Here is a 20,922-nt window from a genome sequence, read left to right as displayed (position 1 = left end):
GCACACGCGCGTGGGGCCCTGGTGTCTGACGGAGCACCAGGGCCCTTGCCGTGCCTGCCGGCCTGTTTATGATCCAAGGCGCGGCATCCCCCATATGCCCGAATTGGGGCGGAGGTTGCCTGTCTGGCCTGTGGGATGGCTTACAAAACCCCTGATTCGTTTGAGGACTGAAGGTCGATCACCGTAGCTTCGTCCGGGCTGTTCGTCAGGCAGTGCGCCGCACCCGCGGCACCGGACAGTCATCGCCGAGTCCCCGTACGGCGCGAGCCAGGGGAGCCGGGGACCCACACGTCCCTGGGGTGAATCGGGCGCCCGCGAGGGTGCCCGTAGGAGACCTTCCTGCTCCGAACCCGTCAGCTAACCCGGTAGGCGAGAGGGAAGGAAAGGACAAGCCACCACATGGCGTTCGTCAGCGCCACCGGGAAGCACCGTCGTCCCAGCCGGATGAAGCGCACCACCGCGCAGGCCGCGGGTATCGCCGCGCTCACCACCACCGGCGTCATCGGCACCCTCGCGGCCCCCGCCCTCGCCGCCGACACCTCCGCCGAGCACACCGGTCTGCTCCCCGTCATCAGCGTCGACGACGCGGTCGCCGCGCAGATCGACGCCCAGGCCGAGGCCCAGAAGCAGGCCGCCGAGCAGGCGGCCATCGAGCAGGCCGCCCGTGAGGCCGCCGCCGCGCGGGCCCACGAGGCCAGGGAGCGTGCCGCCCGGGAGGCCGAGCGCAAGCGCCTGAACAGCTTCACGGCCCCGATCGCTCACTCCTACGTCTCCACCGGCTACGAGGCCAGCAGCTCCCTGTGGTCCTCCGGCCACCACACCGGCATCGACTTCCACGCCGCCACCGGCACCACGGTGCACGCGGTGGGCTACGGCACCGTCGTCGAGACCGGCTGGGGCGGCGCCTACGGCAACCAGATCGTCATCCGCATGCACGACGGCACGTACACCCAGTACGGGCACCTGTCGTCGATCGGCGTCGTCGTGGGCCAGCAGGTCGTCACCGGCCAGCAGATCGGTCTGTCCGGCGACACCGGCAACACCACCGGGCCGCACCTGCACTTCGAGGCGCGCACCAGCCCCGAGTACGGCTCCGACATGGACCCGGTCGCCTATCTGCGCGCGCACGGCGTGAACGTCTGACGCACCAGCACGGCATCAGCCCCAGGAAGCCCCGGCGCACCGCGCCGGGGCTTTCGGCGTTTCCCGGCTCCTCGTCCCCGGGAGAAAACCGGCAGGTGACCAAAAAATATCCATGGAATCCGGCTCGCCGTCGGAAATTCCGCCCCCTTGGAATAGAGTCACGGAACACGCGTCCATCGTCGGCGTTTCACGGGGATCAAGGCGGAGGTCGGACATGCGAATTCCGGCGCACTCGGTGTGCACGGCGATCCGGGACGACATCGTCGCCGGTGTCCATGAACGCGGCAGCCGGCTCACCGAGGAACTCCTCGCCCGCCGCTACGGAGTCTCCCGGGTGCCGGTGCGGGAAGCGCTGCGCACCCTGGAGGCCGAGGGCTTCGTCGTGACGCGACGGCACGCGGGCGCGTGCGTGGCCGAGCCCACCGAGCAGGAGGCGGCCGACCTGCTGGAGATGCGGATGCTGCTGGAGCCCCTCGGGGCGGCGCGCGCCGCCCAGCGGCGCTCCGAGGCGCACCTGAAGGTGCTGCGCGGCCTGGTGCGGCTCGGCCAGGAGCGGGCCAGGCGCGGCACCGGCGACGAGCTGCGCTCCCTGGGCGGCTGGTTCCACGAGACGCTCGTGCAGGCGTGCGGGAGCCAGGCGCTCACCGCCACGCTCACCCAGCTGCGCCACAAGATCGCCTGGATGTACGCCGTGGAGCCGTCGGCCGACCCCGTGCGGTCCTGGGCCGAGCACGGCGCGCTCGCGGACGCGGTCGCACGCGGCGACGCTGAGCGGGCACGGGCCGTGGCGGCCCTGCACGCCGAGCGCTCCACCGCCGCGCACCGGCTGCGCTCCTTCGGCGGTGAGCGGCCCGAGCCGGTGAGGAGTTCGCAACATCCCGTAAACACGTGGAGCCTGCGGAATTAACGTGAGCGCCGTATACAAAGAGAGGGAGTACTCGCCCGCTGAAAGGGCTGCCCTCCTTTTCTTTCCCGGGCGCCTCCTATTTCCTCCGCCTTCTGTTTTCCTGCGCCTCCTGTTCGCCAAGTCTCGCCGGGGGTGAAAAGAAGGCCGCGTCGGCCTCGAAAGGCCGACGCGGCTTCTTTGTGCGTGACTCGGACGGTCAGGCGTGACTCAGACGGTCTCGGGGAGCTCCTCGAGGCCCTCGGAGACCAGCTTCGCCAGACGGTCCAGGGCGGCGTCCGCGCCCTCGGCGTCGGAGGCGAGCACGATCTCCTCGCCGCCCTGGGCGCCCAGGCCGAGGACGGCCAGCATGGAGGCCGCGTTGACCGGGGTGCCGCCGGCCTTGGCGATCGTCACCGGGACGCCTGCGGCCGTGGCGGCTCGGACGAAGATGGAGGCGGGGCGGGCATGGAGGCCCTCGGCCCAGCCGACGTTGACGCGGCGCTCAGCCATGTGTTGCTGCCCTTCAGTTTCTCAGGGTTGTCTAGACCAGTTTCCCATATGGTGAAGCATGCCCGAAGAGGTCCTGCGACCCCTTCGGACGCGATCACCGGGCCTCGGCCTCGACCCGGCATCCGTCCTCCACAGAGTGCCCCGCGCCGTTGTCGTACGCGAGCCGTACTCTGGGCCCCATGCAGAGCGCGTCGGACAGGCAGGAGTACCCCGCCCACTGGGAGGCCGACGTGGTGCTGCGCGACGGCGGCACCGCGCGGATCCGCCCCATCACCGTCGATGACGCGGACCGCTTGGTCAGCTTCTACGAGCAGGTGTCGGACGAGTCGAAGTACTACCGCTTCTTCGCCCCCTACCCGCGTCTGTCCGCGAAGGACGTCCACCGCTTCACACACCACGACTTTGTGGACAGGGTGGGACTCGCGGCCACGATCGGCGGCGAGTTCATCGCAACCGTACGCTACGACCGGATCGGCCCGAACGGAATGCCCGCGTCCGTACCCGCCGACGAGGCCGAGGTCGCCTTCCTCGTCCAGGACGCCCACCAGGGCCGCGGGGTCGCCTCCGCACTGCTCGAACACATCGGCGCCGTCGCCCGCGAGCGCGGCATCCGCCGCTTCGCCGCCGAGGTGCTGCCCGCCAACAACAAGATGATCAAGGTGTTCACTGACGCCGGGTACACCCAGAAGCGCAGCTTCGAGGACGGCGTGGTGCGCCTGGAGTTCGACCTGGAGCCCACCGAGCGCTCCCTCGCCGTGCAGTACGCGCGCGAACAGCGCGCCGAGGGCCGTTCGGTCCAGCGGCTGCTGATGCCCGGCTCGGTCGCCGTCGTCGGCGTCGGCCGCACCCCCGGCGGCGTCGGCCGCAGCATCCTCGCCAACCTCCGCGAGGCCGGCTACACCGGCCGCCTGCACGCCGTGAACCGCGCCTTCGAAGCCGACGTCACCGAACTCGACGGAGTCCCCGCCCACCGCTCCGTCACGGAGATCGAGGGCCCGGTCGACCTCGCGGTCGTCGCCGTGCCCGCCGACCACGTGCCCCAGGTCGTCGCCGAGTGCGGCGAGCACGGCGTGCAGGGCCTCGTCGTGATCTCCGCCGGGTACGCCGAGAGCGGCCCCGACGGACGCGAGCGCCAGCGCGAACTGGTCCGCCAGGCCCGCAGCTACGGCATGCGGATCATCGGCCCCAACGCCTTCGGCGTCATCAACACCTCGGCGGACATCCGGCTGAACGCCTCCCTGGCGCCCGAGATGCCGCGCCCCGGCCGGATCGGCCTGTTCGCGCAGTCCGGCGCCATCGGCATCGCCCTGCTCTCCCGGCTGCACCGGCGCGGCGGCGGCGTGACAGGCGTCACGGGCGTCTCGACGTTCGTCTCCTCCGGCAACCGTGCGGACGTCTCCGGCAACGACGTCCTGCAGTACTGGTACGAGGACCCGGACACCGACGTCGCCCTGATGTACCTGGAGTCGATCGGCAACCCCCGCAAGTTCACCCGCCTCGCCCGGCGCACCGCGGCCGCGAAGCCGCTGGTCGTCGTCCAGGGCGCCGCGCCGCAGGGACACGCCGTACGGGCGACACGCCTGCCGCACGCCACGGTGTCCGCGCTGCTGCGCCAGGCCGGCGTGATCCGCGTCGACACGATCACCGAACTGGTCGACGCCGGTCTGCTGCTGGCCCGCCAGCCGCTGCCCGCCGGCCCGCGCGTGGCGATCCTCGGCAACTCCGAGTCCCTCGGAGTGCTGACGTACGACCAGTGCCTGGCCGCCGGGCTGCGCCCGCACCGCCCGCTGGACCTCACCACCGCCGCCTCCGCGGAGGACTTCCGCGCGGCCCTGGCCCGGTCGCTCGCCGACGACACCTGTGACGCCGTCGTCGTGACCGCCATCCCGGCGATCGGTGAGGGCTCACCGGACGATGCCGAGCTGGCGCGGGCGCTGCGCTCGGCGGCGGCCGCCGTACCGGGCAAGCCGGTGCTGGTGGTGCACGTCGAGCTGGGCGGCCTCGCCGAGGCCCTGTCGGCGGCGGCGAGCACGGCGCCGCAGCCGGACACGCGCGTGCCGCTCCCGCCGGGCCGGGGCGACGACACACAGGGCTCGTCGACCGCAGGAGACGCGCCTGCGCCGACCGGCCCGGGGACCACACACCCATCCGCCCCGCCGGCCGGCACGGCACCCTCCGGCATAGCCCCCGCCCCCGCCGAGGCCTCCGCCCCCACTGAGTCCCCGGCTCCCGCCGACGCCCCCGAAGGCACGCACCTCATCCCGGCCTATCCCGCCGCCGAGCGGGCCGTGCGGGCGCTCTCCGAGGCCGTCCGGTACGCCCAGTGGCGGCGCGAGGCCGCCGACCCCGGCAAGGTCCCCGAGTACGACGACATCGACGTCAAGGGCGCCGCCCGCAAGATCGACGCCCTGCTCGCGCGTGGACAGGGCCTCACCCTGTCCACCGAGGACACCTGCGAACTGCTCGGCCGGTACGGCGTCCACGTCCGCCGCGCCCTGCCCGCGCCCACCCCCGAGGACGCCGCGGATGCCGCCCGTGCCCTCGGCTACCCGGTCGCCCTCAAGGCCACCGCCCCGCACCTCAGGCACCGCGCCGACCTGGGCGGCGTACGCCTCGACCTGGCCGACGAGGAGCAACTGCGCCGGGCGTACGCCGAATTGACCGACCTCTTCGGCAAGCCGGAGGAGCTGCGGCCGGTCGTGCAGGGCATGGCGCCGCGCGGCGTCGACACCGTCGTACGGGCGGTCATCGACCCGGCCGCCGGTGCCGTGCTCTCCTTCGGTCTCGCCGGGGCGGCCTCCCAGCTGCTCGGCGACATGGCGCACCGGCTCATACCGGTCACCGACCGGGACGCGACCTCCCTGGTCCGCTCGATCCGCACGGCCCCGCTGCTGTTCGGCTGGCGCGGCTCCACGCCGGTGGACACCCCCGCCCTCGAGGAGCTGCTGCTGCGGGTCTCCCGGCTGGTCGACGACCACCCCGAGGTCGTCGCCGTCACCCTGGAACCCGTCGTGGTCGCCCCGCACGGCCTGAGCGTGCTCGGCGCCTCCGTACGGCTGGCACCGCCCCCCGCCCGCGACGACCTCGGCCCCCGCACCCTCCCGGCGTACTGACGACCCCGGCCCCCTCCGGCGCACCGACAACCCCGGCCCCGGCCCCCTCCGGCGTACCCGGCGGCCCCGGCCGCCTCCGCACCCGCCGGCCCATTGATCGCCCCGCCCCGCAGCCTCCGGCGTACACCGACGGCCCGGCCACGCGCGCTCCCGGCGTACCGACGACCGGCCCCCACCCCCGTCCGCGGGCGTCGCAGCTCCCGCAAGTCCCCTGCCCGGGCCACCGGGACCCCGTGACGGGTCCCTCGCAGTCAGTGGTCCCCCGTAGGATGGGGCCCATGGCCAAGACCAGTACGACGACCCAGGGGCTGCGTGCGGCGATCGAGCGCAGCGGCTACTACCCGGCCCTCGTGGCCGAGGCGGTGGAGGCCGCCGTGGGCGGCGAGCCCATCCGGTCGTACCTGGTCCACCAGGAGACCACCTTCGACCAGAACGAGGTGCGGCGGCACGTGACCGTGCTCGTCCTCACCGGCACCCGCTTCCTCGTCAGCCACACCGACGAGCAGAGCGCCGACAGCACCTCCCCGACGCCGTACGCCACCACGTCCACGGAGTCCGTCAAGATCGACCGGATCTCGTCGGTCGTGGTCAGCCGCGTCGTCGCGAACCCCGAGTCGTACACCCCGGGCACGCTGCCCCGCGAGGTGGTGCTGACCATCGGCTGGGGCGCCGTCTCCCGCATCGACCTGGAGCCCGCCGCCTGCGGCGACCCCAACTGCGACGCCGACCACGGCTACACCGGCAGCTCGACCGCGGACGACCTGAGCCTGCGCGTCAGCGAGGCGGGCGACGGCCCGGAGACCGTCCGCCAGGCGCTCGCCTTCGCCCAGGCGATCTCCGAGGCCACGGCGGACATCACCCGCTGATGGTCCACATCGCCTGGGAACCGCACCCGGAACCCCTCGCCCTCGCCTCCGCTCCCGTCCCCGAGTACGGCAGCGGTTCCCTGGCCGACGTGCTCCCCACCCTCGCCGCCGGCATGGGCGTGCCCGGCATGACCGCCGTCATCGAGGAGCTGACCGCGGCCGACCGCAACTGCGTCTTCCTGATCGACGGCCTCGGCTGGGAGCAGCTGCGGGCCCACCCGGACGAGGCACCCTTCCTCACCTCCCTGATGGCGGCCTCGCGCGGTGGCACCGGCCGCCCCATCACCGCGGGCTACCCGGCCACCACCGCCGTGTCCCTCGCCTCCGTCGGCACCGGCCTGCCCCCGGGACGGCACGGCCTGCCCGGCTACACCGCCCGCAACCCGGCCACCGGTGAGCTGATGAACCAGCTGCGCTGGAACCCGTGGACCGACCCGCGCGCCTGGCAGCCGCACCCGACGGTCTTCCAGCTGGCCCAGCAGGCCGGCGTGCACGCCGCCCAGGTGTCGTCGCCCACCTTCCAGAACACCCCGCTGACCAAGGTCGCCCTCAGCGGCGGAACGTTCCACGGACGGCTCACCGGCGAGGAGCGCATGGACCTGGCCGCCGAGCAACTGGCCGCCGCCGACCGCTCCCTGGTCTACACGTACTACGCCGAGCTGGACGGCTCCGGCCACCGCTACGGCGTCGCCTCCGACACCTGGCGCGGCCAGCTGATGTACGTCGACCGGCTGGCCCAGCGGCTGGCCGAGCAGCTGCCGCCGCGCAGCGCGCTGTACATCACGGCCGACCACGGCATGGTCGACATCGCCTTCGACGAGGACCACCGCATCGACTTCGACGAGGACTGGGAGCTGCGCGCCGGCGTCGCCCTGCTCGGCGGCGAGGGCCGCGCCCGGCACGTCTACGCGGTCTCCGGCGCCGAGGACGACGTGCTCACCTGCTGGCGCGAGGTGCTCGGCGACCGGTTCTGGGTGGCGTCCCGGGACGAGGCGATCGCGGCCGGCTGGTTCGGCCCGCACATCGACGACCGGGTCTACGGGCGCATCGGCGACGTCGTCGCGGCCGCGCACGACGACGTGCTGCTCATCGCCTCCGAGCGGGAGCCCAACGAGTCGGCGATGGTCGGCAACCACGGCTCTATGACCCCTGCCGAGCAGCTGGTCCCGCTGCTCGAAGTACGCTCCTGAAGCCCCACTGGTCCCCTCTCCCGCCGAAAGGTGCTCATCCCCCCATGCCCGAGCTGGTGTTCTTCTCCGGAACGATGGACTGCGGGAAGTCGACGCTGGCTCTGCAGATCGAGCACAACCGTTCCGCCCGCGGCCTGGTGGGCATGATCTTCACCCGCGACGACCGGGCCGGCGAGGGCAAACTGTCCTCCCGGCTCGGCCTGGTCACGGACGCGGTGGAGGTCGCGGACGGCATGGACCTGTACGCCTATGTCGTCGACCACCTCTCGCACGGCGGGCGCGCGGACTACGTGATCGCGGACGAGGCGCAGTTCCTCGCGCCCGAGCAGATCGACCAGCTCGCGCGTGTCGTCGACGACCTGGAGCTCGACGTGTACGCCTTCGGCATCACCACGGACTTCCGCTCCAAACTCTTCCCCGGCTCGCAGCGGCTCGTGGAGCTGGCCGACCGGGTGGAGGTGCTCCAGGTGGAAGCCCTGTGCTGGTGCGGCGCCCGCGCCACGCACAACGCGCGCACGGTGGGCGGCGTGATGGTCGTCGAGGGCGCCCAGGTCGTCGTCGGCGACGTCAACCGCTCGGCGGACGAGGTGGGTTACGAGGTGCTGTGCCGCCGTCACCACCGCCGCCGTATGACGGCTGCGACGGCCCACGCGGCGGCCCTGTCCCCGGACGTCCTTCCGGTCTCACCCGCCTGACCTCGCTGCCCGCTCCTGCCCGAGCCGGCCTTCGCTCCGCCCGAGCAGGCGGTTCGCTCCGGCCCGAGCCGGCCGTTCGCTCCTGCCCGGCCACGCGGCCTGCCTGGGACACGCGGGTCCGCCCGAGCCGCGGTGCGTCACGCGGGCTCCCCGTCCGGCGGCTGGAGCAGTGAGAAGCGCGCCCCCTCGGGGTCGGACACCTGCGCCATGCGCCCGAACGGACTGCTGCGCACCGCGCCGAGGACCTGGCCGCCCAGTTCGGTGACCCGGGCGAGGGCCGCGTCCGCGTCGGCCACCTGGAAGTACGTCATCCAGTGCGGGCCCCGCTCGCGCGGCAGCGCGTGACCCACCCCGCGGATTCCGGCGACCGGCCGCCCGCCGACCCGCAGGACCACACGGTCCTCGTCGGCGGAGACCCGAGGCTCCTCCTCGTAGCCGAACACCGTCTCGTAGAACTTGGCGATGGTCTCGGTCTCGAAGGTCACCAGCTCGTTCCAGACGGGCGTGCCGGGTACGCCGGTGAGGCCGGTGCCGAGATGGGCCGAGGCCTGCCAGATGCCGAACACCGCGCCGGACGGATCGGAGCCGATCGCCAGCCGGCCCGCCTCGGCCGCGTCGAGCGGGCCGACGCCGATGGTGCCGCCGCACAGCCGGGCCGTCTCGGCGCTGACGTCCACGTCGTCGGAGGCCAGGTAGGGCGTCCAGGCGATGGGCAGATGACGGTCGGGCGGCAGCTGTCCGATGCCGGCCACCTCACGGCCGTCGAGGAGGGCCCGCACGTACGGGCCGAGTTGCTGCGGACCGGGCTGGAACTCCCAGCCGAACAGCTCCGAGTAGAACTCCTGGGTCGCGGTCACCCCGTGCACCATCAGACTCACCCAGCAGGGTGTTCCCGGCGCGTACCGAGCGTGCGCCGCACCGTTCCGGTCGGCCGACCCGCCTGCCTCGGTCATCGTCACTCTCTTCTCGGCCCCTCGCGGTGGCCGTGTCCAATTCCGCTCACCGGACGAGTGCGGGATACGCACACCAGCCGCGGACCGGGCCCGCCACGCGCGGTACGGGGCGGTCGGTACGTCGGGCTGTGCCCGGAGCGCGGTGTCCCGCGCGTCGCGGTGTACCGGCGGCGGGTGTCGATGGATGGTACGGCATGTGCTCGATCCCGTACGCATGGTGACCGAGCCTGTCCGGCCGAGCAGAGTAGCCGGACCGGGACGACGCGGCCACCCCGTGCGCAAGGATGGGGGTCATGAACGCCATCATCTCCGCATCCGATCTCGCCGGTGAGCTGACCGGCGAGAACCCGCCGGTCCTGCTGGACGTCCGCTGGCAGCTGAGCCTGGCCACGGCGGCCGGCGAACCGCCGTTCGACGGCCGCGCCGAGTACCAGGACGGACACATCCCCGGAGCCGTCTTCGTCGACCTCGACGGTGAGTTGGCCGCCACGCCCGGCCCCGCCGGCCGCCATCCGCTGCCCGACCTCGACGTCTTCGGTTCGGCGATGCGCCGGGCCGGCGTGTCGGCGTCGCGGCCCGTGGTCGCGTACGACGGCGGGCAGGGCTGGGCGGCGGCACGCGCGTGGTGGCTGCTGCGCTACACGGGTCACCCAAATGTGAGGGTCCTGGACGGTGGGTTGACGGCATGGCAGGGCGAGCTGGAGACGACGGTGCCGCAGCCCCCGGAGGGCGACTTCCGGCCGGTTCCCGGAGCCGTGCGGCGTCTGGACGCGGACGAGGCGGCCGCGCTCGCCCGCTCCGGCCTGCTGTTGGACGCCCGGGCGGGGGAGCGGTACCGGGGCGAGGTGGAGCCCATCGACCGGGTCGGCGGCCACATCCCCGGCGCGGTCTCCGCGCCGACGACGGACAACGTCGGCCCCGACGGCCGCTTCCTGCCCGCGGAGGAGCTCAACGCGCGCTTCAAGGCCCTCGGAGCCGCCGACGACACCGAGGTCGGGGTCTACTGCGGCTCGGGTGTCTCCGCGGCGCACGAGGTGCTGGCGCTGGCCGTGGCGGGCATCCCGGCGGCCCTGTACGTCGGTTCGTGGTCGGAGTGGTCGTCGGACCCCGGCCGGCCGGTGGCCGTGGGACCGGACCCGCGGTGATCCCATGGCGTCCGGGGCGGAGGACCTCCGCCCCGGCTCGCCCGCGGGACGGCAGGCACGCACACGCGCGTGGAGCATGACGCGCCGCACGCACGTGCGCGCGCGCAAGCCTGATCCGCCGCACGCGCGCGTGGAGCGCTGACGCGGGGTGCGTGAGCGTTGCCCTGCCGGGAGTCTTCACGCGCGCCTGAGGGCGTGTCGGCCCACGCGCGCACCTCGTGCGTACCGGCCGAGCGGGTTCAGCCCGGGGACCGTACGGCCTGAGACGCCCGCGCGACCGGCGTCGTACCGGAGCCCGTGCGCCCTGCGGCGTGCGCCTGGACGCCGCCGTACGCCCGGGCGTGGCGGCCGCGTCCTGGGCGGGGACGCAGCCGGCTCCCGCCTGCTACTCCTGCTTCTTGCGTCGGGTGCCGAAGACGATCTCGTCCCAGCTCGGCACCGCGGCGCGGCGGCCGGGGCGGACGCCGTCGGCCTCGGCCTGGCGGTCGGTCGCGCCGATCAGGCGGTCCCGGTGGCTGCCGACCGAGCGGGGCATGAGCACGTCCGCGTAGGCGGACCCGGCACCGGCCGAGGCGGCGGGTGCGGGCGGTTCCTCCGCCGCGGGCTCGGCGTCCGGCTCGTCGTCGTCCGGCTCCGTGGACGGCGAGCGCTCCGGCACCACCAGATCGCCCCGGAAGCTCGGTACGGCCTCCAGCAGACTGGTCAGCGAGTCGCGCTCGCCGGTGCTCTCCTCCGCGGGCTCCGACGCCTGCGCGGGCAGGCTCGGCCGCTCCCGGTCGAGCGAACGGTCCAGTGCGCGGTCCAGCGGACGGTCGCGTGGCAGCCGCGCGATGCGGGGCACGAAGGGGAAGCTGGGCTCCGGCGGTGCGAGGTCGTCGGACTCGCCGATGAGCGAGCGGGCCTCGTCGTCGACGGCCTGCACGAGCCGCCGCGGCGGGTCGTACGTCCAGCTCGCCGAGTGCGGTTCGCCGGCCACCCGGTAGACCAGCAGCACCTCCCACGTGCCGTCGTCGCGGCGCCAGGAGTCCCACTGCACGGTGTCCTTCTCGGCGCCGCGCAGCAGCAGCCGCTCCTGCACGGCCTCGCCGAGCAGCGGCCCGGCGTTCTCGCCGGGACGGCGGACGGGGGTCTTGCGTGCCCGCTCGGCCATGAAGGCGCGCTCGGCGAGGACGGGACCCTCGAAGCGGCGTACGCGGTCGACGGGGATGCCGGCCATCTGCGCGACCTCTTCGGCGGTCGCGCCTGCGCGTATACGCGCCTGGATGTCACGGGGGCGGAGATGGCTCTCCACCTCGATCTCGATCTGGCCGAGGCGGGGACGGTCGCCGCGCACGGCGGCGCGGAGCCGTTCGTCGATCGGAAGCGTGTACTCCGTGCTGTCCGCAGCCTTCAGCACCAGCCGTGTGCCGTCATTGGAGACGGCCACGACACGCAGTTCGGGCATGGGGACCTCCCGGGTGGTGCCTGCCGACGTCACGTGCGTCGCTGCTTCCGCTAGTCGAGTGTGGCCTGCCCGGGTGCAGCCTGCCACAACCTTGCCGAGTTGCCCGGCGTGTCGGGCACGGGCCCTGGATCGCCGTTATGGCACGGTTACCTATTCGCCACGCTAAGTGACCAACTCCGTCACCCTGTGCGACAAGCCCCCCTCCCGGCGGTCCAGCAGGGCCCCGGACATCCTGGCGGGAGACCGGACCCAGGGCTCGCAACAGTACTCCATTCGGGCCACGTGCGTGGATTGGCGCGCCGCTCAACTTCTGGCAAGAGGTGGGACTTGGCCGTCTGTTAACCGGTTTTCGCGATCTTGAACGTGGCGTACTTCACGCAATCAGCAGAAACGGAACTATTGGTTTCGTTCGTACGTCCCTTTCTCGTGCAGTTGGTTGATCAAGTGGGAAAAGTCGATCACGTACCGGAATGAGAGGGAACGCACAGGTGACGCAGGGGCAGGACAAGAAGCGCATCGACCTGAGTCTCCCTCAGGTGGCGGGCAGCGCCGTGGCAGCTGTGGTGGCGGCCAAACTCGCCTCCTCCTTCGGCGTCTACGGCACGATCCTCGGCGCCGGGGTGGTCAGCATCATCGCCACCTGCGGCGGCACGGTCTTCCAGCACTTCTTCAAGCAGACCGGCGAGCAGTTGCGCACGGTCACGGTGCCGGGCCGCACCAAGGAGCAGGGCCGGCCGCCCGGGCCCGGCGAGTACACCCACGGCACGGTCTACCGCGCCCGGGTCAAGAGCTGGCGACGGCCGCTCGTCGCGGCGGCGGTGGTCTTCGGCGTGACGATGGCCGGTGTCACCACCTTCGAACTTGTCTCCGGCAGCAGCTTCAGCGGCGGCAAGGGCACGACCGTCAGTCACGCGTTCACCGGCCGCAGCGCCTCCTCGCCCGCCACCCGGCCCCCGTCCTCCGGCCCCGGGGACGACGGCGACCGCTCGCCCTCGGGGGCGCCGTCGGCGGACGGCGGCACCGCGCCGAGCGGGACGCCCTCCGCGTCCGGCGGTACGGCATCGGGAGCGACCCCCGGTGCGACGCCGACGCCGACCCCCGGCGGCGATGCCACCGGCGACGGCTCGCCCGGCGTCAGCGGCACGCCCGGCGCGTCCGCGACCGCTCCTACGCCCCCAGCACCCGGCGCAGATAGCCGTTCTGGAAGCGCCGCTGCGGATCCAACCGGTCCCGCAGCGCCGTGAACTCGGCGAAGCGCGGGTAGACCTCGGAGAAGTACGCGGCGTCCCGGGTGTGCACCTTGCCCCAGTGCGGCCGGCCCTCGTGCGCGGTGAAGATCCGCTCGGCCTCCGTGAAGTACCGCTGGTAGGGCGTGCCCCGGAACATGTGCACGGCAATGTAGGCGCTGTCGCGGCCGGAGGCGGTGGAGAGGGTGATGTCGTCGGCCGGGGCGGTGCGCACCTCGACGGGGAAGCTGACACGCACACCCGAACGGTCCACCATGGCCTTCAGCTCGCGCAGCGTCGTGGTCAGGGCCGCGCGCGGAACGGCGTACTCCATCTCCACGAACCGCACCCGGCGGGGCGAGGTGAAGACCTTGTAGGGGATGTCGGTGTAGGTCCGCGCGGACAGGGCCTTGCTGGAGATCTGCGCGATCGCCGGGATCGCGGCGGGCGCCGCCCGGCCGACCCAGTTGGCCACCTGGAACACGCCGTTGGAGAGGAACTCGTCCTCGATCCAGCCCTTGACCGGGCTCACCGGCCGGGCCGGACCCGCGCTGCGGTTGTTGCGCTTGGTGTTGGTGCTGCCGGTGTGCGGGAACCAGTAGAACTCGAAGTGCTCGTTCTCGGCCCACAGTTCGTCGAACTCGGCGAGCACCCGCTCCAGCGGCATCGGCTCCTCGCGCGCGGTGAGCAGGAAGACCGGCTCGACCGCGAAGGTGATCGCGGTGACGACCCCCAGGGCGCCGAGCCCGATCCGGGCGGCGGCGAAGACCTCCGGGTTCTCCTTCTCGGAGCAGGTGAGCACCGAGCCGTCGGCCGTCACCAGCTCCAGCCCCTTGATCTGCGCGGCGATCGACGCGGAGTCGCGCCCCGTGCCGTGCGTGCCGGTGCTGGTCGCGCCGGAGACGGTCTGCTCCATGATGTCGCCCATGTTGGTGAGCGACAGACCCTCGCGCGCCAGAGCCATGTTGAGTCTCTTGAGCGGGGTGCCCGCCTCCACCGTGACGGTCCCGGCCTCACGGTCGATGGTGCGTATACCGGTCAACAGTTGAGGGCGTATCAAGACGCCGTCGGTCGCCGCGATCGACGTGAAGGAGTGGCCGGTACCGACGGCCTTCACCGTCAGACCGTCCTCGCCGGCTTGCCGCACCGCGGCGGCCAGCTCGTCCACGGAGGCGGGCGTGACCTCCCGCGCGGGCCGGGCCGAGACATTGCCGCCCCAGTTACGCCACGTGCCGTTCTTCCCGCTCGCTGTGCTGCTCAACGGTGCCTCCCCGACGCGGAACCGGCCTGCTGAGCCGGCGGTACCCGAGGAAACCGACCGCCACCGCGACCGCTCCGGACACCGCCGGAACCCCGTACCCGGCACGCGCGCCGGCCGAGTCGATCACCCAGCCGGCCACCGAGGAGCCGAGCGCGACCCCGACCGCGAGCCCGGTGCTCACCCAGGTCATGCCCTCGGTCAGGTGCGCGCGAGGTACGTGCTCCTCGATGAGGGCCATCGTCGTGATCATCGTCGGAGCGATGGACAGGCCCGCAAGGAAGAGCGCCGCGGCCAGAAACGGCAGGTTCCCGACCAGTAGGAGGGGGATCATACTCACGCCCATGGCGCACACGCCCAGCAGCCAGCGGCGGGCGGGCGACCCGGTGAAGCGCAGCAGACCGAACACGATCCCGGCGACGCACGACCCGGCCGCGTACAGCGCCAGGACGACGCTCGCCGCGCTCTTGTGGCCCTGCTCGTCGGCGAAGGCCACCGTGACGACGTCGACCGAACCGAAGATCGTGCCGGTGGCCACGAAGGTCGCCACCAGCACCTGCAGCCCCTTCGCGCGCAGCGCCGAGCCGCCACCGTGCTGCTCGCGCGGGTGCGGCGCCGGCTCGGTCGCCCGCTGCGCGGTCAGCCAGAAGACACCCACGGCGAGAAAGCCCGCGGCGAGCAGCGGCCCCGCCTCCGGGAACCAGGCCGTGGACAGGCCGATGGAGATGATCGGCCCGAAGATGAAGCACACCTCGTCCACCACGGACTCGAAGGAGTACGCGGTGTGCAGCTTCTCGGTGCCCCGGTACAGCTCGGCCCAGCGGGCCCGGATCATCGCGCCGAGGCTCGGCACGGTGCCGATGCCCACCGCGCACACGAACAGCAGCCACTCCGGCCAGCGGAAGTGGGCGGTCAGCAGCAGCCCGGCCGCCGCGACGAGCGTGACCAGCGTCGCCGGACGCAGCACCCTGCGCTGCCCGTACTGGTCGACCAGCCGTGAGATCTGCGGGCCCAGCGCCGCGGCCGCCAGCGCGATCGTCGCCGACAGTCCGCCCGCGAGGCCGTAGCGCCCGGTGAGCTGCGAGATCATCGTGACGACGCCGATGCCCATCATCGACAGCGGCATACGGCCGAGGAAGCCCGCGGCGGAGAAACCCTTGGAGCCGGGGGCGGCGAACAGGGCGCGGTAGGGGCTGGGCACGTGGTCTCCGCAGGTCCGGTACGGCCAGGGGAGGGGCCGTGTGAGTGGGTGGCGCCTCCGTAAGGTGCGAGGGCAGCCGCTACAGCTTACGAGTTAGGGCGCCCTAACGCACACGAGTAAACGGGCCTGAGAGGCGCGGGCCGGCCGCGCGGGCGCCGCACCGGTCACCCGGTCGTTTCCCCGCTGTCAGTGACGGGTGGCAGGATCGACTCATGCCAGACGTGCTCGATGCCAGCCCCTACGACGCCCTGCTCCTGCTCTCGTTCGGCGGCCCGGAGGGCCCGGACGACGTGGTTCCGTTCCTGGAGAACGTGACGCGCGGCCGCGGTATCCCGACCGAACGCCTCAAGGAGGTCGGGCAGCACTACTTCCTGTTCGGCGGGGTCAGCCCGATCAACGACCAGAACCGCGCCCTGCTGGAGGCCCTGCGCAAGGACTTCGCCGAGCACGGCCTGGACCTGCCGGTCTACTGGGGCAACCGCAACTGGGCGCCGTACCTCACCGACACCCTGCGCGAGATGGTGCGCGACGGCCACCGCCGCATCCTCGTCCTGGCCACCAGCGCCTACGCCTCCTACTCGGGCTGCCGGCAGTACCGCGAGAACCTTGCCGACGCCCTGGCGACCCTCGAGGCGGAGGGCCTGGAACTGCCGAGGATCGACAAGCTGCGGCACTACTTCAACCACCCGGGCTTCGTCGAGCCCATGATCGACGGTGTGCTGGAGTCCCTCGCCGACCTGCCCGAGGACGCCCGCGCCGGCGCCCACCTCGCCTTCACCACGCACTCCATCCCGACCGCGGCCGCCGACACCTCGGGACCGGTCGAGGACCACGGCGACGGCGGTGCCTACGTCAGGCAGCACCTCGACGTGGCGCAGCTGATCGCCGACGCGGTCCGCGAGCGCACCGGCCACGACCTGCCCTGGCAGCTCGTCTACCAGTCCCGCTCCGGCGCCCCGCACATCCCGTGGCTGGAGCCCGACATCTGCGACCACCTCGAGGAGCGCAGGGCCGCCGGGGCTCCCGCGGTCGTCATGGCGCCCATCGGCTTCGTCTCCGACCACATGGAGGTCCTGTACGACCTCGACACCGAGGCCAAGGCCAAGGCGGAGGAGCTGGGCCTGCCGGTGCGCCGCTCGGCCACCGTCGGCGCCGACCCGCGGTTCGCCGCCGCGGTCCGCGACCTCGTCCTGGAGCGTGCCGGACTCGAGCGCGGCCAGGAGGTCACGCCGTGCGCGCTGGGCGCTCTGGGCCCGAGCCACCAGCTGTGCCCGGTGGGCTGCTGCCCGTCCCGCGCCCCCCGTCCCGCCGCCGCGGGCGCCGACAGCCCCTACGCGTGAGGAGAGCCGTGAACGACCCCCTGCACGTGGAACTGCTCAGGCTCGCCCGGGAGGCCGCCCACCGGGCCGGCGCCCTGCTGCGTGACGGCCGGCCGGCCGACCTCTCGGTCGCCGCGACCAAGTCCAGCGATGTCGACGTCGTCACCGAGATGGACATCGCGGCGGAGAAGCTGATCACCGGGCTGATCTCCGAGCGCCGCCCCGAGGACGCCTTCCTCGGCGAGGAGGGCGGCACCACCGAGGGCACCTCCGGCATCCGCTGGGTGATCGACCCGCTCGACGGCACGGTGAACTACCTGTACGGCCTGCCGACGTGGGCGATCTCCATCGCCGCGGAGCAGGACGGCGAGACGGTCGTCGGCGTCGTCGCCGCCCCGATGCGCGGGGAGACGTACCACGCGGTACGCGGCGGCGGTGCCTGGGCCACCGGCTCCTGGGACGGCGAGCGTCGGCTGACCTGCCGCGCGGCGGCCCCACTGGAGCAGGCCCTGGTCTCCACGGGCTTCAACTACGTGGCCGAGGTCCGGGACCACCAGGCCGAGGTCGTCCGGCGGCTGGTCCCGCTCGTGCGCGACATCCGCCGGGGCGGCTCCGCCGCGATCGACCTGTGCGACGTCGCCGCCGGCCGTCTCGACGGCTACTACGAGCGAGGTCTGCACCCGTGGGACTTCCGCGCCGGTGACCTGATCGCCCGGGAAGCGGGCGCGGTGACCGGTGGAAGGCCCGGAGAGCCCCTCTCGGCCGACCTGACGATCGCTGCCACCCCCGCCGTCTTCCAGCCCCTCCAGCGGCTCCTGGAGGACTTCGGCGCCTGGCACGACTGACGCCGGGGCCTGCCCGCACAAGCAGCAGGACCCGGTGCTGGATTCACCGGGTCCTGCTGGGGGGTCGTGCCACGGGCTGATCAGACGCCGGACAGGCCGACTTCCACGCCATGTTCGGCGGCCAGGCGGCGCAGGTCGTCGAGCTCGCCCTGCTCCACGTCGATGAGGAAGTCGTCGCCCTCGTCACGAGCCCGCGACAGGTCGGACTCGGTCGCCCTTATGCGCTGCAGAAGTCCTGCGGTGAAAGCGTCCATGCTGCGCCCCCTCGTCCTGGGTCGTGGGTCGGTGGCACGGGGGTGTGCCGGGTTGGGAAGGGGCGATCACGTCTCCGTAGGTGCCCAGCGCTGCCCTGCTGGGCGGCGACGGTGCCGGACACCCACGCCCGCTCTGCGGAAGCGGCCTGTCATGCCGCATGGTGCTGCGGCACAAGCAGAGCGTGATCGCGGGGTGTAAAGCCGTCCTCCCCCTGCGGACATCCGGGGAAACCTCGCCGAGCCGATAAATCTTCCCGCGACCGCATGTGGCCGCATATGCCTCCGGCGGTGGCCGGAACCCTACGGGTCCGGGGAGAGGGTGAGTTGGGGGGCGGGGGAGCCAGGACGGGAGTGGGAGAGGCCGGTGTGGGGCGGGCCGATGGGGAGAGGCCGGTGCCGGACCGACGGCGCGGTCACCGTCCCGGACGGGCGCGGTCGGTTGGAGACCGGCGGTGCGGTCATCGTCCGGGACGGGCGCGGTCGGCGGGAGACCGGCGGTGCGGTCATCGGTCACGCACGCGTACGGGCGGTGCCGCCTCGTACGGTGGCCGGCACGGGAGCGGCCGTCCGGGGCCGCCGAGGCGGAGCGGCGATGCGGCGAGGCCGACGGGGCCGGCGGTGACTCCCTCGAGCGGCCGAGCCAGGCGCCCCGCGGGGGCGGCCGCGGCCAGGCCTGCCGTCGGGCGGCCGAGGCCAGGTCTTTCCCGCCCAGCGCGAGCCCCACCCCCCCGGTCACCGCGTCCGGGCCCCGCAGCGCGCATCACGGCGCCCCGCTCCGGCGGCCCCGGGCGGCGGGTCCCGCATGGGGCGACCGGCGCCTTACAACCGGTTTATGGGCTAACGCGGCAGGATGGAGGCGTAGACCCCGGTACGGATTCCGCCTGTGTGCGCCGATGCGGCGTGCCCGGCGGCTTTGAGGAAGGACAAGCGACGTGCGCGTACTCGTCGTCGAGGACGAGCAGCTGCTCGCCGATGCGGTGGCCACCGGACTGCGCCGGGAGGCCATGGCGGTCGACGTCGTGTACGACGGTGCGGCCGCCCTGGAGCGCATCGGCGTCAACGACTACGACGTGGTCGTCCTCGACCGCGACCTCCCGCTCGTGCACGGCGACGACGTCTGCCGCAAGATCGTCGAGCTGGGCATGCCCACGCGCGTGCTGATGCTCACCGCCTCCGGCGACGTCAGCGACCGCGTGGAGGGACTGGAGATCGGCGCCGACGACTATCTGCCCAAGCCCTTCGCCTTCAGCGAGCTGATCGCACGCGTGCGTGCGCTCGGCCGGCGCACCAGCGTTCCCCTGCCGCCGGTCCTGGAGCGGGCCGGCATCAAGCTCGACCCCAACCGCCGCGAGGTCTTCCGGGACGGCCGCGAGGTGCAGCTCGCGCCCAAGGAGTTCGCCGTGCTGGAGGTGCTGATGCGCAGCGAGGGCGCCGTGGTCTCCGCGGAGCAGTTGCTGGAGAAGGCCTGGGACGAGAACACCGACCCGTTCACCAACGTCGTGCGGGTGACGGTGATGACGCTGCGCCGCAAGCTGGGCGAGCCCCCGGTGATCGTCACCGTGCCCGGCTCCGGCTACCGGATCTGACGCGCGATGGCCGCCACCCCCGCACCCCCCGTACCGACGGCGCCGCCCAAGCCCACCTGGGACCCCAGGAAGCCCGAGCCGCCCTTCCCGTGGCTGCGCCCCACCATCCGCATACGGCTCACTCTGCTGTACGGCGGCATGTTCCTGATCGCCGGGATCCTGCTGCTGTCGATCATCTACCTGCTGGCCGCTCAGGCCCTGCACGAGGGCAGCGGCCCGGCCTTCACGGTGTCCGGCACCAACCTGGACGTGACCAGCACGACCTGTCCGAACCTGAACACGGCGACCAACAGCGCCGAGCTGAACACGGCGCTCAAGCAGTGCGAGGCCGTCCAGCAGCAGCACGCCCTGGACGACCTGCTCAGCCGCTCCCTCCTGGCCCTCCTGGGCCTCGCGGTGATCGCGTTCGCGTTCGGCTACGCGATGGCGGGCCGGGTGCTCTCGCCGCTGGGCCGTATCACCCGCACCGCGCGTGCGGTGGCCGGATCGGATCTGTCCCGCCGGATCGAGCTGGACGGCCCGGACGACGAGCTGAAGGAGCTCGCCGACACCTTCGACGACATGCTGGAGCGTCTCCAGCGGGCCTTCACGGCTCAGCAGCGCTTCGTCGGCAACGCCTCGCACGAGCTGCGCACGCCGCTGGCGATCAACCGCACACTGCTCGAGGTGCATCTGTCCGATCCGAACGCCCCGGTGGAGCTCCAGCAGCTCGGCAAGACGCTGCTGGCCACCAACGAGCGCAGCGAACAGCTGGTGGAGGGCCTGCTGCTGCTCGCCCGCAGCGACAACCAGATCGTCGAGCGCAAGCCGGTCGACCTCGCCGAGGTCGCCTCGCAGGCCATCGACCAGGTGCGCGGCGAGGCCGAGGACAAGGGTGTGGAGCTGCGCGGCAAGCGCGAGCCGGCGGTCGTCCAGGGCAATGGCGTCCTGCTGGAGCGGATCGCCCTGAACCTGGTGCAGAACGCGGTCCGGTACAACGTCCCCGAGGGCGGCTGGGTGGAGGTCACCACGCAGACCCAGCACGGCCAGGCGGTACTGGTGGTGTCGAACACCGGTCCGGTGGTCCCGGCGTACGAGATCGACAACCTCTTCGAGCCGTTCCGGCGGCTGCGCACCGAGCGCACGGGAAGCGACAAGGGGGTCGGCCTCGGCCTGTCCATCGTGCGGTCCGTGGCGCGGGCCCACGGCGGGCACATCGCGGCGACGCCCCGCGAGGGGGGTGGGCTCGTCATGCGGGTCACCCTGCCGGTGTGAGACCCTCGCGACACACGCGGAGGATGTTCGCTTT

At 72.8% G+C, this 20,922-nt stretch carries 18 protein-coding genes and 1 riboswitch; of the genes, 12 read left to right on the top strand and 6 right to left on the bottom strand.

From position 1 onward, the window contains the following. The first annotated feature begins 233 nt into the window (after nucleotides 1-233). A riboswitch (cyclic di-AMP (ydaO/yuaA leader) is annotated at nucleotides 234-387 on the top strand. 12 nt (nucleotides 388-399) lie between these two features. Together AB0E88_RS06835 and AB0E88_RS06830 are read left to right on the top strand one after the other, a co-directional pair. Beyond that, nucleotides 400-1,143 (top strand): M23 family metallopeptidase, encoded by a 744-nt coding sequence (locus tag AB0E88_RS06835; protein WP_361624978.1) that lies wholly within the window; start codon nucleotides 400-402, stop codon nucleotides 1,141-1,143. Nucleotides 1,144-1,357: 214 nt separating this feature from the next. Continuing rightward, nucleotides 1,358-2,050, top strand: coding sequence for a GntR family transcriptional regulator (locus AB0E88_RS06830; RefSeq protein ID WP_361624975.1), 693 nt, complete (start codon nucleotides 1,358-1,360; stop codon nucleotides 2,048-2,050). A gap of 207 nt (nucleotides 2,051-2,257) precedes the next feature. On the opposite strand, the gene AB0E88_RS06825 is transcribed toward AB0E88_RS06830, so the two are convergent. After that, nucleotides 2,258-2,539: an HPr family phosphocarrier protein gene (locus AB0E88_RS06825; RefSeq protein WP_030235221.1), complete on the bottom strand. Its 282-nt coding sequence runs from the start codon at nucleotides 2,537-2,539 to the stop codon at nucleotides 2,258-2,260. 179 nt (nucleotides 2,540-2,718) lie between these two features. On the opposite strand from AB0E88_RS06825, the gene AB0E88_RS06820 reads away from it, so the two are divergent. The 4 genes from AB0E88_RS06820 to AB0E88_RS06805 all read left to right on the top strand — a co-directional run bounded on the left by AB0E88_RS06820 (nucleotide 2,719) and on the right by AB0E88_RS06805 (nucleotide 8,403). Further along, nucleotides 2,719-5,652, top strand: coding sequence for a GNAT family N-acetyltransferase (locus tag AB0E88_RS06820; RefSeq protein ID WP_361624971.1), 2,934 nt, complete (start codon nucleotides 2,719-2,721; stop codon nucleotides 5,650-5,652). 278 nt (nucleotides 5,653-5,930) lie between these two features. Then, complete coding sequence (locus AB0E88_RS06815) at nucleotides 5,931-6,518, top strand: DUF5998 family protein (RefSeq protein WP_361624968.1); 588 nt, start codon at nucleotides 5,931-5,933, stop codon at nucleotides 6,516-6,518. Then, nucleotides 6,518-7,708, top strand: a complete 1,191-nt coding sequence (locus tag AB0E88_RS06810) for a nucleotide pyrophosphatase/phosphodiesterase family protein (RefSeq protein WP_361624965.1) — start codon at nucleotides 6,518-6,520, stop codon at nucleotides 7,706-7,708. The genes AB0E88_RS06815 and AB0E88_RS06810 overlap by 1 nt, the downstream gene beginning before the upstream one ends. Nucleotides 7,709-7,752: 44 nt before the next feature. Next, nucleotides 7,753-8,403 (top strand): thymidine kinase, encoded by a 651-nt coding sequence (locus tag AB0E88_RS06805; protein WP_361624962.1) that lies wholly within the window; start codon nucleotides 7,753-7,755, stop codon nucleotides 8,401-8,403. A gap of 137 nt (nucleotides 8,404-8,540) precedes the next feature. On the opposite strand, the gene AB0E88_RS06800 is transcribed toward AB0E88_RS06805, so the two are convergent. After that, complete coding sequence (locus tag AB0E88_RS06800; RefSeq protein ID WP_361624959.1) at nucleotides 8,541-9,356, bottom strand: VOC family protein; 816 nt, start codon at nucleotides 9,354-9,356, stop codon at nucleotides 8,541-8,543. Between the two features lie 293 nt (nucleotides 9,357-9,649). Here AB0E88_RS06800 and AB0E88_RS06795 point away from each other — a divergent pair, with 293 nt between their 5' ends. Further along, a complete protein-coding gene (locus AB0E88_RS06795; RefSeq protein WP_361624956.1) occupies nucleotides 9,650-10,501 on the top strand; it encodes a sulfurtransferase in 852 nt (283 codons plus the stop codon). Nucleotides 10,502-10,886: 385 nt separating this feature from the next. Here the strand turns inward: AB0E88_RS06795 and sepH are convergent, their stop codons facing one another. After that, on the bottom strand, nucleotides 10,887-11,945 hold the full coding sequence (gene sepH / locus AB0E88_RS06790) for a septation protein SepH (protein WP_361624953.1): 1,059 nt from the start codon (nucleotides 11,943-11,945) through the stop codon (nucleotides 10,887-10,889). A gap of 488 nt (nucleotides 11,946-12,433) precedes the next feature. Between sepH and AB0E88_RS06785 the strand changes: the two genes are divergently transcribed. Further along, on the top strand, nucleotides 12,434-13,189 hold the full coding sequence (locus AB0E88_RS06785) for a hypothetical protein (protein ID WP_361624950.1): 756 nt from the start codon (nucleotides 12,434-12,436) through the stop codon (nucleotides 13,187-13,189). Here AB0E88_RS06785 and AB0E88_RS06780 read toward each other — a convergent pair. Together AB0E88_RS06780 and AB0E88_RS06775 are read right to left on the bottom strand one after the other, a co-directional pair. Beyond that, the gene (locus AB0E88_RS06780; RefSeq protein ID WP_361624947.1) at nucleotides 13,113-14,432 is read right to left on the bottom strand and encodes a D-arabinono-1,4-lactone oxidase; all 1,320 of its coding nucleotides are present in this window, start codon (nucleotides 14,430-14,432) and stop codon (nucleotides 13,113-13,115) included. The two genes, AB0E88_RS06785 and AB0E88_RS06780, sit on opposite strands and share 77 nt — an antisense overlap. Next, nucleotides 14,392-15,630: an MFS transporter gene (locus AB0E88_RS06775; protein WP_361624944.1), complete on the bottom strand. Its 1,239-nt coding sequence runs from the start codon at nucleotides 15,628-15,630 to the stop codon at nucleotides 14,392-14,394. Before AB0E88_RS06775 ends, AB0E88_RS06780 begins: the two co-directional genes overlap by 41 nt. Before the next feature lie 212 nt (nucleotides 15,631-15,842). Here AB0E88_RS06775 and AB0E88_RS06770 point away from each other — a divergent pair, with 212 nt between their 5' ends. After that, complete coding sequence (locus tag AB0E88_RS06770; protein WP_361624941.1) at nucleotides 15,843-16,970, top strand: ferrochelatase; 1,128 nt, start codon at nucleotides 15,843-15,845, stop codon at nucleotides 16,968-16,970. Between the two features lie 8 nt (nucleotides 16,971-16,978). After that, on the top strand, nucleotides 16,979-17,794 hold the full coding sequence (locus AB0E88_RS06765) for an inositol monophosphatase family protein (protein ID WP_361624938.1): 816 nt from the start codon (nucleotides 16,979-16,981) through the stop codon (nucleotides 17,792-17,794). A gap of 80 nt (nucleotides 17,795-17,874) precedes the next feature. On the opposite strand, the gene AB0E88_RS06760 is transcribed toward AB0E88_RS06765, so the two are convergent. Beyond that, nucleotides 17,875-18,048: a hypothetical protein gene (locus AB0E88_RS06760; RefSeq protein WP_361624935.1), complete on the bottom strand. Its 174-nt coding sequence runs from the start codon at nucleotides 18,046-18,048 to the stop codon at nucleotides 17,875-17,877. Nucleotides 18,049-18,980: 932 nt separating this feature from the next. Here AB0E88_RS06760 and AB0E88_RS06755 point away from each other — a divergent pair. Both AB0E88_RS06755 and AB0E88_RS06750 read left to right on the top strand, forming a co-directional pair. Further along, on the top strand, nucleotides 18,981-19,634 hold the full coding sequence (locus AB0E88_RS06755; RefSeq protein WP_010353034.1) for a response regulator transcription factor: 654 nt from the start codon (nucleotides 18,981-18,983) through the stop codon (nucleotides 19,632-19,634). A 6-nt stretch (nucleotides 19,635-19,640) separates the two neighbouring features. Further along, a complete protein-coding gene (locus tag AB0E88_RS06750) occupies nucleotides 19,641-20,888 on the top strand; it encodes a HAMP domain-containing sensor histidine kinase (protein WP_361624932.1) in 1,248 nt (415 codons plus the stop codon). Nucleotides 20,889-20,922: the final 34 nt, after the last annotated feature.

The organism is Streptomyces sp. NPDC028635 (assembly GCF_040637635.1).
Lineage (GTDB): Bacteria > Actinomycetota > Actinomycetes > Streptomycetales > Streptomycetaceae > Streptomyces.
This window is presented reverse-complemented; position numbering and strand designations above follow the sequence as displayed.

What these genes read in the sequence shown, in the direction of transcription:
- AB0E88_RS06820 (WP_361624971.1), top strand. Translation starts at nt 2,719, where the DNA reads ATGCAGAGCGCGTCGGACAGGCAGGAGTACCCCGCCCACTGGGAGGCC.
- AB0E88_RS06825 (WP_030235221.1), bottom strand. Translation starts at nt 2,539, where the DNA reads ATGGCTGAGCGCCGCGTCAACGTCGGCTGGGCCGAGGGCCTCCATGCC.
- AB0E88_RS06795 (WP_361624956.1), top strand. Translation starts at nt 9,650, where the DNA reads ATGAACGCCATCATCTCCGCATCCGATCTCGCCGGTGAGCTGACCGGC.
- AB0E88_RS06750 (WP_361624932.1), top strand. Translation starts at nt 19,641, where the DNA reads ATGGCCGCCACCCCCGCACCCCCCGTACCGACGGCGCCGCCCAAGCCC.
- AB0E88_RS06760 (WP_361624935.1), bottom strand. Translation starts at nt 18,048, where the DNA reads ATGGACGCTTTCACCGCAGGACTTCTGCAGCGCATAAGGGCGACCGAG.
- AB0E88_RS06805 (WP_361624962.1), top strand. Translation starts at nt 7,753, where the DNA reads ATGCCCGAGCTGGTGTTCTTCTCCGGAACGATGGACTGCGGGAAGTCG.
- AB0E88_RS06770 (WP_361624941.1), top strand. Translation starts at nt 15,843, where the DNA reads ATGCCAGACGTGCTCGATGCCAGCCCCTACGACGCCCTGCTCCTGCTC.
- sepH (WP_361624953.1), bottom strand. Translation starts at nt 11,945, where the DNA reads ATGCCCGAACTGCGTGTCGTGGCCGTCTCCAATGACGGCACACGGCTG.
- AB0E88_RS06835 (WP_361624978.1), top strand. Translation starts at nt 400, where the DNA reads ATGGCGTTCGTCAGCGCCACCGGGAAGCACCGTCGTCCCAGCCGGATG.
- AB0E88_RS06810 (WP_361624965.1), top strand. Translation starts at nt 6,518, where the DNA reads ATGGTCCACATCGCCTGGGAACCGCACCCGGAACCCCTCGCCCTCGCC.
- AB0E88_RS06800 (WP_361624959.1), bottom strand. Translation starts at nt 9,356, where the DNA reads ATGACCGAGGCAGGCGGGTCGGCCGACCGGAACGGTGCGGCGCACGCT.
- AB0E88_RS06815 (WP_361624968.1), top strand. Translation starts at nt 5,931, where the DNA reads ATGGCCAAGACCAGTACGACGACCCAGGGGCTGCGTGCGGCGATCGAG.
- AB0E88_RS06830 (WP_361624975.1), top strand. Translation starts at nt 1,358, where the DNA reads ATGCGAATTCCGGCGCACTCGGTGTGCACGGCGATCCGGGACGACATC.